At 55.7% G+C, this 18128-nt stretch carries 10 protein-coding genes; 5 read left to right on the top strand and 5 right to left on the bottom strand.

Annotated elements, in window-relative coordinates; all coding sequences use genetic code 11:
• The first annotated feature begins 697 nt into the window (after window positions 1-697).
• From BMZ40_RS01340 to BMZ40_RS20095, 5 genes are all read left to right on the top strand, one after another.
• Window positions 698-1219 (top strand): Hcp family type VI secretion system effector, encoded by a 522-nt coding sequence (locus BMZ40_RS01340; RefSeq protein ID WP_092372337.1) that lies wholly within the window; start codon window positions 698-700, stop codon window positions 1217-1219.
• A 256-nt stretch (window positions 1220-1475) separates the two neighbouring features.
• Complete coding sequence (locus tag BMZ40_RS01335; protein WP_092372336.1) at window positions 1476-2630, top strand: hypothetical protein; 1155 nt, start codon at window positions 1476-1478, stop codon at window positions 2628-2630.
• Window positions 2627-3295, top strand: coding sequence for a hypothetical protein (locus BMZ40_RS01330; protein WP_092372335.1), 669 nt, complete (start codon window positions 2627-2629; stop codon window positions 3293-3295). Before BMZ40_RS01335 ends, BMZ40_RS01330 begins: the two co-directional genes overlap by 4 nt.
• A gap of 639 nt (window positions 3296-3934) precedes the next feature.
• Entirely contained in the window at window positions 3935-4456 is a 522-nt protein-coding gene (locus tag BMZ40_RS01325) for an Hcp family type VI secretion system effector (protein WP_092372334.1), read from the top strand.
• 219 nt (window positions 4457-4675) lie between these two features.
• On the top strand, window positions 4676-4993 hold the full coding sequence (locus tag BMZ40_RS20095) for a PAAR domain-containing protein (protein ID WP_092372333.1): 318 nt from the start codon (window positions 4676-4678) through the stop codon (window positions 4991-4993).
• Window positions 4994-5302: 309 nt separating this feature from the next.
• On the opposite strand, the gene imm40 is transcribed toward BMZ40_RS20095, so the two are convergent.
• The 5 genes from imm40 to BMZ40_RS19415 all read right to left on the bottom strand — a co-directional run bounded on the left by imm40 (window position 5303) and on the right by BMZ40_RS19415 (window position 18098).
• Window positions 5303-5641, bottom strand: coding sequence for an Imm40 family immunity protein (imm40, locus tag BMZ40_RS01315; protein ID WP_092372332.1), 339 nt, complete (start codon window positions 5639-5641; stop codon window positions 5303-5305).
• A 2-nt stretch (window positions 5642-5643) separates the two neighbouring features.
• The gene (locus BMZ40_RS01310) at window positions 5644-13359 is read right to left on the bottom strand and encodes a hemagglutinin repeat-containing protein (RefSeq protein WP_092372331.1); all 7716 of its coding nucleotides are present in this window, start codon (window positions 13357-13359) and stop codon (window positions 5644-5646) included.
• A 22-nt stretch (window positions 13360-13381) separates the two neighbouring features.
• Entirely contained in the window at window positions 13382-15139 is a 1758-nt protein-coding gene (locus BMZ40_RS01305) for a ShlB/FhaC/HecB family hemolysin secretion/activation protein (RefSeq protein ID WP_092372330.1), read from the bottom strand.
• Window positions 15140-16020: 881 nt separating this feature from the next.
• Window positions 16021-17742, bottom strand: a complete 1722-nt coding sequence (locus BMZ40_RS01300; RefSeq protein ID WP_092372329.1) for an aldehyde ferredoxin oxidoreductase C-terminal domain-containing protein — start codon at window positions 17740-17742, stop codon at window positions 16021-16023.
• Window positions 17743-17945: 203 nt separating this feature from the next.
• On the bottom strand, window positions 17946-18098 hold the full coding sequence (locus tag BMZ40_RS19415) for a hypothetical protein (protein WP_177192956.1): 153 nt from the start codon (window positions 18096-18098) through the stop codon (window positions 17946-17948).
• Between the last annotated feature and the right edge of the window lie 30 nt (window positions 18099-18128).

Here is an 18128-nt window from a genome sequence, read left to right as displayed (position 1 = left end):
ACATAGATTTCAATCAATTCGGGAAACAAATAATAATTTTAAAAAAAATTAAGCTTTCTTGCTGACTAGATCTCATATATTTTAAATATTGACACGTATCCTCAATATACATTTTATACATATATAATGAAAATAGAGAAAATGCTCGATCCGAGAACTGTTAATAACAACTACTCGTATTAGAAATAAGTCGAAATATTTTACTCTTTACATTCATATTTATTAGCTTTTTAGATTAAAAATCTATAATTCTACATGTTAAAAAAATATTATTAACAAATGATCGCTTTTTAAATAATTAGATCAAGCAAATTTATTCAAAACATGCGGAAGTGCTCCATTGCAGTCAAAATACATTTAATATGCGTTTATAGATTTGCTCACTCAAATTTCCAGGAACTCACAACCAATCCAACCTCATTCAGCAAATTATCACCAAAATTTTATTTCATTATTTTATATAGTTAGAAACAAATCAAAAAGAACCAACCAAGAACCCAGGCAACATCTTGCCAAGGCAACTTCTTGAAATTTAAGGATTTCACAAACAAACTGCTTTTATAATGAAGTACAAGCAAAATCTTGCCAAATTAAACATGCAAATAGCGACTAACTATTTAATATTTAACATATTATTTATCAGGCACGGATGTTGCCTTACCTACTGGCATTATCAATCTTTAACGTGGAGAATGTCATGCCAGTACCCGCCTACATCAGTATCACCGGAGAGCGTCAGGGCCTCATTACCGCCGGAAACTTCACCGAGGCTTCTGTCGGCAACATCTTTCAAGAGGGCCACGAGGATGAAAGCCTCGTGGAAGCCTTCGAACACCAGATCATCCTCCCCCGCGATCCTCAATCCGGCCAGCCAACTGGGCAGCGCGTGCATAAGCCCCTCAAGATCACCAAGATCATGGACAAGGCATCGCCTTTGCTCTTCCGCTCCCTGGTCAGCGGCGAGCGCCTTCCCAAGGTCGAGATGAAGTTCTACCGCACCTCGGCATCGGGAACCATGGAGCACTACTTCACCATCCAGCTTGAAGACGCCATCATCGTGGACATCCAGGCCTACATGCCCAATTGCCAAGATCCCGGGAAAGCCCACTTCACCCATCTCGAGGATGTCTACATGACCTACCGCAAGATCATCAAAACCCATGAAATCGCCAGCACGTCCGAAAGCGACGACTGGAGGACCATGTCCAACCAGGCGTAAGCGAACGCCGCGCCGGGCTCGAACCAGCGTTCCGGGCCCGGCGCGACCGTCCGAATACGCACACGAATGCACGGAGGCGGCTAGGCACGGTTCGCCCATACGCCCAAGCCTCCCCCGTTCACCGCAACCGGGGCACTTCTCATGACACAACTCATCAAATCGGCCTTTCCTACATTTTCTGGTCTCTAATACCCTGAATATTCCGCCACTATCCCTTTCAAATATCGCGAATAAACGCCGGACGAGGAACCCAAGCATGCACAACGACTCCCACCACACGTCGCGCCAAGACGCTGCCGTCACGCCCAGCCAACGCTTCGTGAAGATTCTAAAAATTTCCAGTGTTGTCGTCATCGCCCTTTATGCCTTCGGCCGCTGGGCGCGGGCAGAGCACGGCAAGCTCCTCTTCGGTCACGACCCCGTGACGACCGCGTTCGGCGCGGACATCCAATTCACCATGGACGCGGTGATGACCATTTGCGTCAACCTCATCAAGCTGATGACGGATGGCGCCTTTCGAAGCGGCATGCTGGAATCCCTGCTGAAAGAGGCTCCGCTGATGTGGGGCTTCGCGGCATGCCTAGCCTCGCTGGTGATCGTCGGCGCATTGGGCGTGCTGATCTGGGGACATCGTAACAGTTTCCTGGACAGGTCGTATTTCCGTGTTCTGGACCTGTTGCTGACCACCGGGGCGGTCTGCGCCCTGGCCGGATACTTCTGTCTCATGAGTTTCGAGACGGAGATCTTCGATATCAAAGCCGTGCTGCAACCTGTCAAAGCGGAAGTCCTCGCCGAATCCATGCAGAGCAAGGCGGCGGATTTCCGGAAGATGGAAAACCGCGTCCATCTTCTCCAACGCCTGCTGGCCAACCCATCGAACATGGCCGAACACATGACGCACCGACCGTGGTTCAGACACGACGCCGATGAGGACCAGGAAGGCCCCAGAGCACAGGTTTTAACCCTGGCCATCCTGCTCGCCACCCTGGTCGTGGGGGCGTTCCTGCTCATCCACCGGCAGGCCCTCTCCTGCCGCAAGGACGACAACGACCTCCTCAATCGCCTGGGCAGGATCGTTTGGGTACTCATCATTACCAGCCAAATATTCATGCTTTCGACGCTGTACGGCAAACTGGGCCGAAGCCTGATCTTCCCCGTGGTCAGCCTCCGTCTCGATTCCTCGGAGGCAACCCCGACACACCCGGTCTTTCTGCTGGCCGAGGACGAGTCCCATCTGATCATCTACGACAGGCTGAATTTTTTCCAGATCAGGCACGTGCCCAAAACACGCCTCGTATCCATCGGCGTGCTCTTTCAGGACACTCCATTCAGAAACCGCAGCCACACGCTAGACGAGTTCACTCCCGGCGAGGCCGTAGGGTTGAGAAACGGACAGGTGAGCAATTTATGAGACCCCTTGCAGTATACCTCGCTTGCCTGGGAATAATCCTCATTCTGCCTGCGATGGCCCGCTGTCAGGAGATACTCTCTGTCGAGATCGATGCGGATACCGCAAACCTGATGACGACTTTCACGGTCGTCATGTCCACACCCCGATCCAGGAAAAACGTGGAAGTGCTGATCCAAAACGACGAACGCACCTTCAAGGCCACCCGTCGCATCACGCCTTCGGAAATGACGGAAAAACAAATAACGTGCGAGTTGAGCATACTGGCTCCCTTCGACACATACAGAATCACGGCTGCGGACGATGAACCGCCATTTTTTGTCAACACCAAACGACTGGTCGGGATACTCACCTTCGCAAAGCCGTCCACCCTGCCATGGCTCGAAAGCCCGGAACATCAGGATACCGTGACCGAAAAAAGGGGGGCTGGCCGGGGGAGCGCTTCATTCCACTTGGCGCGCTCGGAGGCGACGAGACTGCTCATCGTCGTATTCGATGCCGAAGGCCGGATAGCGGACCAGTATTTCGGCTTGTATCCTTCCAGACGAGCATGGACCTCCCGGCCACTACCTTTCGGAACATACCACTTTGCCATGGCTGGCGCAGACAAATCCGGCAACCCCGTCGAGGTGAATCCTGAAAGGGCATTTCTTGAACTAACCCCCTGATCGGCTCCAATTTGCAACGCCCCTGCGATCCGGTCGTCCTGGTCAGCTCTTTTTGGGCAGCATCTTCACCGACACGATCCGCGACTTGTTTTCAGGCATGATGTCCCTCCGCCATGACGACAAGCTTTCGACGCCGTTGGCTACAACCGCGATAATTTCGCCAAGCAATTCATGGCGTCAGGGAATAATCTGATAAAACGGCTATCGTCGAGGTAATCCGTGACTGCAAAGCACCAGACGACACGGCGGTCATGTGCAGGTCACTCTCAGATGAACCGATAACCTGGAAGCGGAAGAAGGCGCTCCAGAGTCGAAGCAGATTGACGTGCAGCTTTATGATAATCACAAGGCATAGGGAGCGAAAAATCGCCTTAACCATGCCGCTGGTACAAAGGGAACAACGTGACAGGATTAATATTCATTCTGTTTAGAGTCACAGGGCGAAACCTTGCCGGCCCCAACAGCTTGATCTAACTAACTATTCCAATAACACACCGATAACGCTTACAATTCCAAGCAAATCCTTGCTTGAAATCTGCACAGATACAGGAACAACTACTTGAAATTATGGCATATCACAACCCGGCACGCATGTTGCGCTGATTGGGCGTCACATCAACCCCAACCAAGGAGAACACCATGCCAGTACCAGCTTACATCAGCATCACCGGAGAACGTCAGGGCCTCATCACGGCCGGAAACTTCACCGAAGCATCGGTGGGCAACATCTACCAGGAAGGTCACGAGGACGAGAGCCTAGTGGAAGCTTTCGAGCACCAGATCATCCTGCCGCGCGACCCCCAGTCAGGCCAGCCCACGGGCCAGCGCGTGCACAAGCCGCTCAAGATCACCAAGATCATGGACAAGGCCTCCCCCCTGCTGTTCAGGGCCCTGGCCAGCGGTGAAAAATTACCCAAAGTCGAGATGAAGTTCTACCGCACCTCGGCATCGGGAACCATGGAACACTACTTCACCATTCAACTCGAAGACGCCATCATCGTGGACATCCAAGCCTACATGCCCAACTGCCAAGACCCTGGACAAGCGCATTTCACCCATCTTGAAGACGTCTACATGACCTACCGCAAAATCATCAAAACGCACGAAATCGCCAGCACGTCCGAAAGCGACGACTGGAGAACCATGTCCACATCCGCCTAAGCAAACGGGGGCCTGCAAAAACTCTGCGGGCCCCCGTTTACACATTATGTCGAATTAGTTTTTTGAAAATGACGTTATTAATCTGGAAAGAAACAAGCTGCAGCGTGTTTGATTGACAAGGCTGTCCCCGCCGACCTCAACACACTGATTTCGCGGACCGCAAATAGACAGACGTATTTCAATAATAACAAGCTATTAAATATCATTCATGGAGGTCTCATGCCCCCAATTTGCAGAGTCGGAGACAAGGCACACTGCCCGAGTGATTCCCACGGCAGCTCCTGCTGCTCCCACCGCGTCAGCGGACCAGCCGTGAGCGGGTCTCCTGACGTCGTTATCAACGGACGCCCAGTACTACGCATTGGCGACTCTGGAAGGCACCGCAAATGCTGCGGCCCCAACACATGGACCGCAGCCGAAGGCAGCGCCTCGGTTTTTGTGAACGGCATCCCGGTGACACGCATTGGCGACGCCACAAAACACTGCGGCGGCAAAGGAAAGATGATCGAAGCAAGTTCAGATGTCCAAATGGGATAGCCCAAGCTCTACATGCTCCCTGAATGGGACCGTAGCCTTTGACCGTTGGACGAAATGGAGTGGTCGGGTTGGAACCAATGAAGAGGGTCTGCCTCGGGGCTGAGACTTTCCGAAGCAGTCGGTTACGGAGCTGACCTTTCTCGCCGATGATATCTTAAGGGTTCTTGTAGTCCGCCAGGAGGGCGTCGATCAGGTCGACGGGAAGTGGCTTGCGTGCGGTCATGTCGTCTCCTTGTGGGGTCGATTATCGACAACTGACCGTTTACACAAAATATTTTACACCCCCGAGCACGGAGACAATTCCTTAAACTAACATTCGGGAACGATTGCAAAATAATATTCCGCATCTCGACTCAACTTGTAGTTGGTAACGTATTCTCGCGCTTTGGCAATACTTCGAGATACGAAGGCCAATGTGGATTCATTCTCATCTCGGTCACAATACCAATTATCATAGTTTGATTGCAGGCTGTCTATTTGCATCACATAAACATCACCCCCCAAGATGGCGATTCCTTCAGCTTCTAATCGATCCAAAGCCATTAAAGCCTCTGTCTTGGTCAATGCCCAGTTGTAAACACCAACATCTTCAAGGGAACGACCAACTTTTAAAATAGCATCGGACTCTTTTGACCAAATCGTGTCCATGATTATTGCTCCGGATATGGACGAAAGAAACGGTGATTAATCGTACCATCCGCCTCCTTTATAAATTCAAACATTCCTTCTTTACCTTTGTAGCTACCAGGTATTTTGAGCATTTCCCGTGTTACTCCATCACTCCCGGTAATTTTAGTCACTTTTCCAGCACGTTGAAATCCTTCCACGTTTTTTGGAAAAGCATGAAAGTCACCTTGCTCCATTTGTTTAAGAACTTTATCTGTAAATTTAGTGTTAACAAAAAAATCGTCTGCGACATTGGTTGCACTTTTTGAAGCTATCCCAACCGCCCCATCCCCAACCCTCGCAAGCCTCGCCGCTTCCGCAGCCTCCACTGTCGCAGCGAACTTCGGGGCTGCGGATTTCAGCCCGCTCATCAAGCCCTTCGCAGTTCCTATGGCCCCGACGAGAACCGTGCCTACTTCGTAATGGAATTCTCCAAACAGGTTGCCCGCGCGATAATAGTCCCCTTCCCTGACAGCCAGCAAGTATTCATTCCACTTTTTTTCTAGCCCTTCAACTACGGCTGGGCCAACCTCATCGATGTGTTGCGTTAAGTACACAACTGCATCTGTGAAATCATGCACGGTATTTGTGAAATTGAGGGCATTCTCTTGAAACAGAAGTCCGCCGCTCGCACTGTAGAACATGTAACCTGACATGTCGTTGAGAAAGAGCAAAACTGACTTCGCGTCTGAACCTGCAGCCTGAAGGCCGCCTGTGATAGTACCGACTACGTATTTTCCACTATTTATTGTGATTGCTTGCGAATCAGAAAGAATATTATCGGAGGATGCCAACAACGCAACGAAGCGCGAATCTCTCTGGAGCGAATCAATAAAAGCCTGCGCCTCGGCTTCCGTCAGATTGCTCCAACCACCCTTCGCATCGACTAACTTACCGATCTCACCCATCAAGTCGGCGTACAGGGCATATTTTTGAAGCATGGCATCGGCCTGCTCATCGGTCATTCCCTTTTCAATGAGCTTACCCCGGATGGACAGCTGGTTATCCACACTGTCCTGGAGACGTTGATCGTCAGGTAGCGCCTGTTTCACCAGTTGGGCCAGCTTTTCCAGATTGCTTCTGATCCCTTCAAAACCGCTCGCGATTTCCCGGATCGCCGAACTGTCGACATACACGATTACCGAAGTCTGTTCGTCCCTGGTGATCTCCCGGGCCCTCCTCAGGTCCCGGTTCACCCCCTCCAGGCCGCTGTCGGGGTCGGAGCGGATGATGATCTCGCCTGCGCCGATGGTGGCGCGGTTGACTTGGCGGCGGTCTCCGGAATTGTAAGCGCCATCGAAAGTGCTGGAAGATGACGTTTCCCCCTCTCCGCCGGAGGAGTAAGAACCTGACAGGCTGACCTGGAGGTTTTTGGATTTATCGTGATCCTTGATATCCCCGTAGGTCAGGGTGCCCGTATCCAGCTTGAGATTCCCGTTCTTGGCGGCTATGACCGCGCCCTGGACATGCGTGTTTTTTTCGGTGCGGATATCGACCTCTTCCTGGCCGATAAGCGAGGTCTGCCTGTTCACCCAGGCCGAGTCAGCCGAATTCTTGCCCATGCCCACATGGGCATCGGCGGAGAAACCATAGCCGAAGGTGACCGAACCGCCAGCGTTCCAATTGGAACCGGCGGCGGCACGTTTGTTCTGCTCGCTTTTCACAAGCAGATTCCCGCCGACATCCATGGCGACGTTTTTGCCTTCGAGATTGGCCCCGGCGACGGTCGTGTCCGAGCCGGACTTCACCGAAAGCGTCTCACCGGCCGCAACTACGGAATTCGCATGTGTCTGGGCTCGGGACGTGTTCTCGGAGCCTGCGGCCTCGGCCTGCACCCGTATGCCTGCGGCGGCCCCGCCCTGTGTGCTGTAGCTGGCCCCGACGCCGACGCCGGCCGAAGCGAAGAAGGAATCCGCGCCGGCGCTGTAGGTGTTGGTGGCGGATGTGATGGCCACATCCCGGCCGGCCTCGATGGTCACATCCCCTGCGGCCAGCACCGCCGCGCCCGAGACCCTGACGTCGCGCTCCGCATCAAGCTCCGCATCACGGCCTGCCCGAATGGAAGAGGCAACCACGTCGGCCGCATCAATGAAGGAACTGCTCTGGGAAACGGACGCACCAGCGGTGATGGAGGCAGAAGCGCCGACATTGGTCAACTGCTGCGCGGCCGACACGCCGCGCAAAATGGAACTTGCCGCAGTGACGCCCTTGGCCGCGTCACTGCCTTCGCCGGAGCCCACGTTCTGGGGAGTGTCCGCCAGGGTGCGGGCCGCCGTGGTGACGCTCTGCCTGGCCGAAGCGGTAACGCCAATCTGGATCTGCCGGGCATAGTTCTCCGTTCGCTCGACGTCCTTGTTGGCATCGACATTGACATCCTTGCCGGATTTGAGCTTCACGTCACGGCCAGCTTCAATGCCCGAAGAAAACTGATTGACGTTATTTCCAGCCTCGATGCTGACATCATTGCCTGCGCTGACAACGGAACCGGCATTGTAATCACCGGTAAATTTGCTGCCGGTTTCTGTCTTGGTACCCCCTGCAAATCCTTTGATTTCGTTTTCAGAAATGGAAAGGGACGAGAAGCCAATGCTCTTCTCTTTGGTCCTGCGCTCGCTGGCCTGGGCGGTCAGACCGGGAATAATGTTGCTATCCCTGACGGCGCTGATATTGACATCATTGCCCGCTGCAACGCTGGAACCGATCATGACTGCATCGCGCGCCGATTCCAGATCTATATTGTTTCCTGCGGTTATGAGGGAACCGAAATTGGATGATGCGGTATTTCTCCCCTCTGTCATCTTCGAACTGTAAAACTCCACACCGCCGCCAACCAATATGGCCAGTGGAATCTCCAGCGGTGCGGACAGGTTCCAACCACTCTTCTTTTCATAGCGGTACGTCGACACTGTATTCTGGGCACCGGAAACGATAAGGTCACTTTCGACGCTTTTAATGTCGATATCGTTACCCGCATGGATTTGACTTGCGGATACGGCGACATTCTTGGCTTCCGCTTTAAGATCGTTGCCGGTGACGATCTCGCTGCCCACCTGGGTTACGCGAGCATCTCCCGAGGCTTTTGATTTTCCGCTGAACAGTGTTGACCTGCTCGAAGCCGAGATCATGGATTCGCTCTCTTGAGCCGAAGAGACGAGGATGCCATCCTCGGCCTTGAGGCTCATATCCCCGCCCGAGCGCACCTTACTGCCCACTACCGCCAGATCTCCGGCACCGCCCTGACCCGCCGCCACATGCACATCGCCACCCGCCGTAATGGCGGAAGCCACGTTGGTCGTGACTTTGCCCATGTGCATCTCGGAGCTTGAGCCTCCGAAGAGTCCGCCCTTGCTTTTCTGTTTGAAGTGATAGTCGTAGCTGTCGGTGGCGGAGGTGATGGAGACGTCGCGGCCCGCTTCGATGTTCACGTCCGCGCCGGCCGAAACGCTGCTCCCGTGAACTGCCACATCCTGGCCTGCGCTTACGCTTACCGAGCCGCCCGCTTCGACGGTGGCCGCCTTGCTGGTCTGCGTATTGAAGCTGCTTTTGGATTTCCCGGTCTTGCCAAAGTTGTGCGACTCCAGCTCCTGGGCCGCGATGATCACGTCGCGACCGGCGGAAAACGTCGCATCGCCGCCAGCCTTCGCGTCGCTCCCGACAATCCCGATATCCCGCCCGGCCTGCATGGACAGATCGCCCGTGGCCTCGATGGCGCCCCGCTGACCGACGGTCTCGCTCGTGCTTCGGATGGTGGATGAGGCCCCAAAAACCGGAGTGCCAGGCTGCCCTGCCATGCCCGGACTCATGCGGCCTGACGTCCTGCGAGTCGTCTCTTCGGCCGAAAAGGTGGTTTTGGCCGTGCCTGAAATGATGTCCTGTCCGGCGGCAAGGGATACGTCGCGGCCCTTGATCTGCCCGCTGGTGTTGAAGATCGACTCGCCCGCATCCAGGGTCACGGTGTCGCCCTGGATGGTGCCGAAGGTGTTGAAGACATTCCTGGCGCTGATGGCCAGATCGCCCAAGGCCTTGATCACGCCCCTGTTGGCCGTGTCGCCCGAGGTATGGATCTCCACGTCGCGGCCAACGATGACGGACCCGCCCCGGGCGATGGTGTCGAGGCTGTTTCGGCAGAGATAGACAACCGGAACCAGCACCTCGTGCCCTTCCACCACGCGGGTTTCGAGCCAGATGATGTCCGAGGCCAGGGCCGCGACCTGTTCCGCACTCAGCGCCACGCCAACGCTCAGATTCAATTCTTCTCGGGCGGCGACGGCGTTGTCCATGAGCGCAAGCATCTGCTCGGCGTCGCCCGAGAGGGACTCCGAAAGAAAGCGCCGCCCCGTGAGGGCGAAAATCTGCTCGCGCACCAGCCTGGTTTCATAAAAGGCGTCACCCAGAAGCTGTTGCTGAGTCTTGCCCAGATCGATGCCGGTCCGGCGCAGGAAATAGTCGGACCCATAAAACAGGGCCATGCTGGTCAGGGCCGGATTGGTTTCGATGAGATAGTGGTGGCCGGGAGTCGTGTTGACGATGAACAGGCCGTCCCTGGGCGGAAGGCCGATCAGGTCATCAAGATGCGCCACGCTTTGATCCAGGCTCTCAGGCCTGGGCGGGGCGATGACGCTGCCGCTTGAACCGATCCCGCCGGAGGCCATCCCCGAATTTTCCGAAATGCCGTTCAGGGCATGGTCCGCGCTGATCGAAACCTTGCCGCCCGCGCTTATGGTGCCGTAGGCATGCTCGATCGCTGTCCGGACCACCTCCGTTCCACGCCCCTCCACAGCCAGTCGCGGGCTCTTGTGTTCGTTGGCATGCGCCCGGGCCCACTCGATAGTCCGGTGTTCAAAGATATCCTGGCCTGCGTTTTCAAAGGAATCGGCAACGATGGATATGTCGCCGCTGGCAGTGGTTACCCGGCTGACATGATTGCTGAAGGAGTCGGCCTCGATATCCAGGTTGACGGCGGCCGCGATATTCGCGCCGCTTTCAAGACCCGTGACCTCATCCCGGGTTATGGATTCAAGATAGGCGGCGACCTTGGATCTGTCCTTATAGTGCTGGACAGCCATGTATATGCCCCGGCCGACCACCCGGCTCTTCAGGCTGGAGACCGCCGCGATATCTCCGGAAGTTCCGCCGTAAAGCGCGAAACGCGCCTCGGCGGCGGCAATGGCCGCATCCAGTTCCGAACGCGGGATCACGTTGCGATCAAGGCCGAATCCGAGAGCGCGCAGTTCGGCCGGAGTGATGATCAGGGCGTTGCGTTTGCTTGAAACCGCACTGGAACCTGGCAACATCCGATAGAGATCCTGGGCCTGATCCCAGTTGTCGCCGAAAAAGGAATAAATCCCTCCCTTGCGGCTCAAGACCTGCGTTCCCGGTGTCAGCGCAAAATCCAGATTGGTGTTTTTCACCACCTTGGCCCGGATGGACATGCTGCCTTCCAGGGTCTCGATGGTGCCCGAATCGTTCTTCAATTCGAGCATGCGACTCCCGGCGCTCAAACCTTCCAGCACCATGTCGCCCAAAGACAGAATCTGGCCCCTCAGGTTATGCAGCATGCCGCCCACGCTGAACGTGGCCGCGCCGCCGGAGAAAAGAAAGTTCGTGTTGACCAGATCGCCAAGCACGGAAAACGCGCCGTCGCCCTGAGCCAGGATCTGGCCGCTGTTGTCCAGGCTGGCGGAGGTCAGGGTCAAACCCTCCCCGGAATGCAGGGTACCGAAATTTTCCAGATCTTCGCCGATTTCAAAGACGGCGTCGCTCACAGCCAGGATTTCGCCCTCGTTGAGCAGCGCTTTGCCTGCTCGAAACAGGCCGGTTCCGCCGGATTGGATGTCGCCCGAATTCGTGATGCCGCCTTGGGCCGCAAGCTCCATCCCTGTCTGGGACAAAATGCTGCCGTCATTGTTAATGACGCTGCCGCCGCTCTGCACGAAAAGTGATTCCCCGGCATTCAGGACACCCAGATTCTCCAGTTCGGCGTCCAGATCCAGGGCCAGAGAACCCAAGGCCAGCACCTGACCGGCAGAATCATTGCGCATGCTTTCAGCGCGAATCCGGCTGAACGCTCCGGAATAAATAATCCCCGAATTGCCCAAACCACCCGCCACCGCAAAATCCAAATCGCCTTGGGACAGGATGCTGCCGCCCTCATTGCCAAGGCTGCCTGCGCTGATGAATGCACCCAGGTCCGTGCCGATAGTGCCCGAATTTGCAATGTACCCCGCTACGTCGAGGGTCATGACATCCTTGGCCTCGATGCGGCCGCCTTCATTGCTCAGGCTCCCGGCGCTGACGAATGCCTGTCCTTCGGTCTGGATGGCCCCGGTGTTTGAGATATTTCCCGTGGCCTCCAAGCTGCTCGATTTTTTGGATGAAATCTCGCCACCGGCATTGACGATATCCCCCGCAGAATGAATCCTGACCGCCTCGATGGAAAACATCCCGCCCGAATTCAGGACATGCGCGCCCTCGACGTCAAGGCTGCCCCTGGCCTGCATCTGCCCCGTGTTGCCAACGGCGCCGCCCGCTTTCAGAACGGCGTTGCCCCCGGAAACGAGGGCTCCCGCATTCGTGATGCCGGAGCGCGTTGCAACGGCCAGATTCGTGCCGGACTCGATCCTGCCGTCAACATTGTGCAGCGACTCGGAAGAAACCCGCGCATCATCGGCATACAGCAAGGCCTGCGTGCCTACTTGCGACTTGAGCACCAAGTCCTTTGAAGCCGTAACCTCCGCAATTTTCGCCGCCGCAAGCGAACCGGAAATTTCCACGCTGTCAGCGGTCGAGGCAACCCGGACATCATTGTCCGTGGAAACCCGCCCCTTGATGCGTATCCTGCCATCGGCGGTCAGGACCAGTTCGTCGGTGGCGTGGGCGACCCCTTCAAGATTCACCCCTACGCCCTTCTCATTGCCCACAAGGATGATGCGCTCGGCATACATGCCGCCAAGGGCCGTGGAGTCCAGCGCCACCGCGGGAACATCCGAACCGTCCGGGGGCAGAGCGGAAAATTGGCCCGTGGCGACGTCATGGCTGCCGTATCCGGTGCTGATGCCCAGCTTCACGGCGTGCACGTCGGCGTTGATCCTGGCCGTGCGGCTGATGATGTCGAATGCGTCGAGATTGGAGACATTGAGGCCCAGGCCGTCGACAAGCACATCGCCCTGACGCACATCCAGGGCGCTCAGACCGCCGTAGTCGTCAAACCGGGGCTTGCCCGTGGTCAACGTGGCCCGGGGCGTGTTGATGAACCCGCCGCCGTTGACCGTGATGCCGTTCGGATTGGCCAGAATGTAGTCGGCCGGATAGCCGAAGATTTCAGTGTAGCCCTCAAGGCGGGAGCGGCTGCTGCCCGTGACCTCGTTCAGAATGACCCGGGCTTCGGGGCCCTTGCCGAGTTTTGGATTGTTGGCCACCACCCCGCCCAGTTGCGTGCGCCCGGCCTTCTTGCTGTTGTTCAGGATCACGCCGGGCCCGCCCACGTTGAACTGGTCGAACATGTTGTGCGAGAGGCCCCCAGAGTTCGGCCTTGCGATGTCGACCAGAGGCACGCCGTTGGGCGCGGCGCTCACGGCCGGCTGATTGGCGGCCGGGGCCTTTTGATCAACCACGATGCCATCTGCGGCCGCCGCCATGGGATTGAATACCAGCAAAAATGCCAGCGTCAGACATATGAACCGTCGCAGCGCATGCTTCATGAAACGTCCCCGTATCTGGCCATCAGAAATTGGAGTTCAGCGACCAATAGATTTCCCAGTCCCTGTTTTTCAAAAAAGATGGCGCGTCCAAAGGCCGCGCCACACAAAAGTCCGTTTCAATAAGGCCGCCCCGGGAACGCAACCCTAAAGCCGCTCCCTGCAGAACGCCCCGCTCGTACTCATCGTCCCGGTCACGATGAATGAAACCGGCATCGTAACCGGCATAAACTTGCGGATCATTGAATACCGATGAAAACCACTCAGAATGGCCTTGCGGAAGAAGGGACACCGCGATCTCATTGCGCACGTATCCACCGCTGTCCCCGCCCAGACTTTCCAGCTGAAAACCCCGCACCGTGTATCGTCCGCCCAGATCCAGTCGCTCGGAGTTGTACAGCGTGTCGCAAGACCACTGCGCCTCGCCCTGCGTGCTGAACGTGACCGGATGCCCTGCAATCTCGAAAGGACGCATCCAGCTGCCCGTCAGGGAAAACTTCTGAAATTCATGTTTGGGTACGCTCCGATCCGAGAACTCATCCCGCTTGGCCCCAAAGAGGGGCAGTCCAAGGTTGAATTCGCCGCCCAAACCAAGCACACCGTCGAATATCCGGCGGTGGTGGCCTAACGACACGCCCAGAATGGACAAATCGTAACTACCGGCCACGAGGCGTTCTTTCTCGATGAAATTGTCGACATCCTTGACGGCGAAGGAAACGCCTGCAGTGGTCTTGCTCTGGCTGCCTCGATGCACAACCCGGCTCAGGTCAAGACCATAGGTGGACGTGCGACCATCGCTCAAATACTCGGCCCCGCCACCTTCCAGATGCGTGTGATATTCGGAGACGCCGGCGCTGGCCGTTACGCTCCAATACCCAAAGGGCACAGTGTAATACGTTGAAATGCTTTGGCTTCCGAGACGCGACATGTCTAGGAGCGCCTTGGCGTCGCCGCTCAAATTAAGGGAAAGCATGTCGCTCAGGCCAAGCAGGTTATCATTGTCCACAGACGCAAAGGCCCTCATTTCACCCGTGCTTTTTTGACCCGAATTGTCCAGCCCGACCCAAAAACGCCACATCTTGCCCGGCTGATCCGTTACCACGATGCGGCTGGCTCCGACTTTTTTCCCGGGCTCGATGCGAAGTTGGGCATTGCCGGATGGCAAACGGTTCAACTGATCCATGCCTTGCTCGATGTCGCGCAGGTTGAGCGGCTTGCCCACGATGCCGGAAGGAAAAGTCATGGCGATCCGCCGCCTGTCCGCAGGAGAATCATCATTGAGACTGATGCTCTCAATCTCGCCTTCGATGACACGGATTTCCAATCTTCGTGAACCAAGGTCCTGAGCAGGGACAAAAGCGCGTGTCGTGACATATCCGCGCCTGATGTAAAGATTGGTCGTTGCCCGCACCAACTCGTTGATGTGGGTCATGTTCAGGCAACGCCCAATGAAGGGCTCAAGCAATCCGCTCTTTTCGGAACGGGAAAGCAACGTCGTCCCAACGAACACGATGCTGTCAATATGAACACAGACATCCGTTTCCACGGATTCCGCGATTGGTGGCGCCTGATCGACCTCTATCCTTGAAGGCTTTTTTTCCAGCACATCTTCATGCTGCTGCTTGAGTTTTTGCCTCTGCGATTCCTGGTCGCGTTGTATCTGCTCCTGTTGGCGAATGACTTCGTTGGATGCAAAGCATTGAATGGAACAATCACCGATAAATAACAAAACAGTTGAAAAGAACACACAGATAAAAATTCGCATTGAGACCACTTGTTGCATAAAAAATTAATAATATTATCTTGTAGAACAATTTTTTATGTTAAAAATATACAAGACCACCAGCAATGCGAGATTTTTGTATAAATCTATATATACTTTACATATTTTAATAATAAAATATGTAATTTAATTAAGCAGTCATACTTATGCTTTCCAAACTAAATACTTATAATTAAGCCAAAGCCATTGTTTTCAATGCGTCCATAATCGCCGCCCATCCTCTTCAAGACGTCACCGCAAGAAGTCGTCATCCTCTTGAAAAAGAGGATCAATTTCTTTTTATCAACCTGAAAAGAATGAATTTCATACCCTTGCCCGGCATGGACCGCCTACCCATGCGGGGCACACGTTCACGGAAATGACGCTCAGGTTCTTCCGCGACTTTTTGCAGTGTCGTCTTCAAGCGAGATGGCAGAGGAAATCAGGACAAATCCTGCGTTCTCTTGACCATCAGGATTGAAAGTCTGCCGTAAAAAAACCTCCAGTCAGACATTGACCAGAGGTGCATATGTTTGGACGGAAAGCCGCCGCTGCCGAGTATTGTCTTCATACAGAGGCATAGCTGCCCGCAAACCCAAAAATGCGCATGACCGCCACGAGGAAGCGGCGGTCATGCGCACTATGTTTTCAAGGCTGCCCGGTTTGGTTGCGACATCATTCGGTGGATTGTGACTTAACTATTTATAAACATGTCTATTTTGACATATTTAGGGGCGCGTGTATTTCGAGACGATGAGGGCGCCGCCTGGTCACAACCTAGTCACTGATCCGGGTGGATGCAGTGCTCTCCGGTGCATCTTCCAGCCATCGCTGCAAGTATGCAGCAACCTTGAAGCCTTGTCCCGAAGGCCAGCGCCTCCGGGACAAGGGAGTTAAAAATCCTAGACCTTGGCAGCCTGCAGTTCCTCGGTGGAGTAACCCCAGCCCACATTGTGGGGAGCGAGGAGTTCTTCGCGGAAGAAGCGGGGCAGCTGGTCGTCTTCGTCGGTGAAGCCGGCGCGCTTGTTGAAGTCCAGTTCGTCCTTGAGGCAGTTCACGCCGATACCGATCATCTCGTCGACGCTCATCTCCTTGCCGGTCAGGCCGGAGATCAGCTTGGCCATGCAGGGCACGCCGCGTGCGTCGTCAAGAATCGCAAAGGCCACGAACAGGCACAGGCCCAGGGAGTCGACTGCCGCCGTGGCGATCTGCAGGTTCTTGGAGATCTCGATGTTTCCTTCCTTCTTGTGACCGTCGACGTCGCCGCCGACTTTCAGCACGTTCTGACATACGCCGTAGCCGGCGGTGTGGTCAGCGCCCATGGGGGTCGTGGCGTAGGTCACGCCGACGCCCTTGACCGCGCGCGGGTCATAGGCGGGCAGGGCCTGGTTCTTGACCACGGGGATGCGGTCTACGCCGAAAGCCTTGGCCGTGTAGGAAGTGCCGTTGCCGTAGATGCGGCCCAGCGGATCACTCGTGCCGACCTTGTTCAGTTCGGCCAGAACGCCCTTGCTGTCGCCCCAGGCGAGCGTGCCGCCTTCCATGGCCATGGCCATGGTGTTGGCCATCTCGATGGTGTCCACGCCCACTTCGTCGCAAGTGCGGTCCATGGCGGCGATGTCGTCAAGATTGTCGATCAGCAGGTTGGCGCCGAAGCCCCAGATGGTCTCGTACTCGAAGCCGGTGGTCAGGTACTTGCCGTCCGCGCCGTGGTAAACCTGCGAGCACTGGATCACGCAGCCGGTGTGGCAGCCGTGCTTGACCTTACCGCCGCGCTTCTCGATGTTGGCGGCCAGGGTCTCGCCGGAGATCTTCTCTGCGCCGTCGAACTTGCCCATGCGGAAGTTCTTGGTCGGCAGGGCACCGGCCTCATTGATGACGTTGACCAGAACGGCGGTGCCGAATCCGGGCAGGCCCTGGCTGGTGACGGGATGGTTGCGCAGCACGTCGACCCATTCCTTGCGGGCTTCCTTGAACAGTTCCTCGTTGCCGTAGACGGTTTTGGCGTTGGCGTCGCCGTCAAGGATGATGGCCTTGACGCCCTTGGAACCCATGACCGCGCCCAGGCCACCGCGACCGGCGGAACGGGAAGGCAGCCCTTCGGGATCGGAGAACTGGATGGTGGAAGCGCACAGGCACTGCTCGCCGGCAGGTCCGACCAGGGCGGTCACGGCCTTGTCGCCGTATGCGGCCAGGAGTTTTTCCTGGGCGGCGTAGTTGCGCATGCCGGCCACGGTGGAATCCTTGAAAACGACCTTGTCTGCGGAGATGAAGATCTCCTGCATGGGGGAACCAGCCTCGGGCTTGTCTTCGAGGATGACGGCCAGGAGGTCCAGCTTGGGCAGGGTGTGCGCGAACTGTCCGCCGGAATTGCTCTCCTTGATGCCGCCGGTCAGGGGCGACTTTGCGCCGACGGAGATGCGGCCGGAGTTGGCGGCATTGGTCGGGGCAAGCACGCCTGCCGCGAAAATCAGCTTGTTTTCAGCGGAAAGCGGGTGACAGTTTGCCGGGACCTCCTTATTGACCACTCTTGAGGTCAGGGCACGACCTCCAAGACCGGCCAACTCGCCGAGTTCTTCAAACTTGAAGCTTTTGGTTCTGGTATTGATGCGTAGGATTTTCATGAAGACTCCTTGATCAGCAAATCGGGTAAGAAGTTTGTGAAAGGCGCAGGATCATGCCTCTCAAGACATAAAACAAAAAAAAGGGCAGGGTTGGGAGGAATGCCACCTCTCAACCCTGCCCCAGTTACTGGCATCATACAATTACGGCAGTCTTACGCTTCGGGTCCGGATCAGGGTGATCCGGCTTGCACGCGCGTCACGTCTCAAAGCCGCAAACCCGCGCACCACGTTTCGTCGAATCTGGCCGTTTCCAGAAAATCTTCATCGCGCACCGTGGCCCCGACCTCATCGTGCTCAAGGCCGACTTTCCAATCAACCTCTTCCAAAGAAAGCAGCGAAGCATCGTCAAACCACATGCGGACCTCCGTTTTCTGACAAAAATGCGC

The sequence above is a fragment of the Desulfomicrobium apsheronum genome (assembly GCF_900114115.1).
GTDB classification, from domain to species: Bacteria; Desulfobacterota; Desulfovibrionia; order Desulfovibrionales; family Desulfomicrobiaceae; genus Desulfomicrobium; species Desulfomicrobium apsheronum.
The sequence above is the reverse complement of the archived record's forward strand: the minus strand, read 5'-3'. Positions and strand labels throughout refer to the sequence as shown.

Excerpts from the sequence above, each read along its gene's own strand:
- imm40 (WP_092372332.1), bottom strand. The coding sequence starts at position 5,641 with ATGGACACGATTTGGTCAAAAGAGTCCGATGCTATTTTAAAAGTTGGT.
- BMZ40_RS01325 (WP_092372334.1), top strand. The coding sequence starts at position 3,935 with ATGCCAGTACCAGCTTACATCAGCATCACCGGAGAACGTCAGGGCCTC.
- BMZ40_RS01330 (WP_092372335.1), top strand. The coding sequence starts at position 2,627 with ATGAGACCCCTTGCAGTATACCTCGCTTGCCTGGGAATAATCCTCATT.
- BMZ40_RS20095 (WP_092372333.1), top strand. The coding sequence starts at position 4,676 with ATGCCCCCAATTTGCAGAGTCGGAGACAAGGCACACTGCCCGAGTGAT.
- BMZ40_RS01305 (WP_092372330.1), bottom strand. The coding sequence starts at position 15,139 with ATGCAACAAGTGGTCTCAATGCGAATTTTTATCTGTGTGTTCTTTTCA.
- BMZ40_RS01335 (WP_092372336.1), top strand. The coding sequence starts at position 1,476 with ATGCACAACGACTCCCACCACACGTCGCGCCAAGACGCTGCCGTCACG.
- BMZ40_RS01340 (WP_092372337.1), top strand. The coding sequence starts at position 698 with ATGCCAGTACCCGCCTACATCAGTATCACCGGAGAGCGTCAGGGCCTC.
- BMZ40_RS01300 (WP_092372329.1), bottom strand. The coding sequence starts at position 17,742 with ATGAAAATCCTACGCATCAATACCAGAACCAAAAGCTTCAAGTTTGAA.
- BMZ40_RS01310 (WP_092372331.1), bottom strand. The coding sequence starts at position 13,359 with ATGAAGCATGCGCTGCGACGGTTCATATGTCTGACGCTGGCATTTTTG.
- BMZ40_RS19415 (WP_177192956.1), bottom strand. The coding sequence starts at position 18,098 with ATGTGGTTTGACGATGCTTCGCTGCTTTCTTTGGAAGAGGTTGATTGG.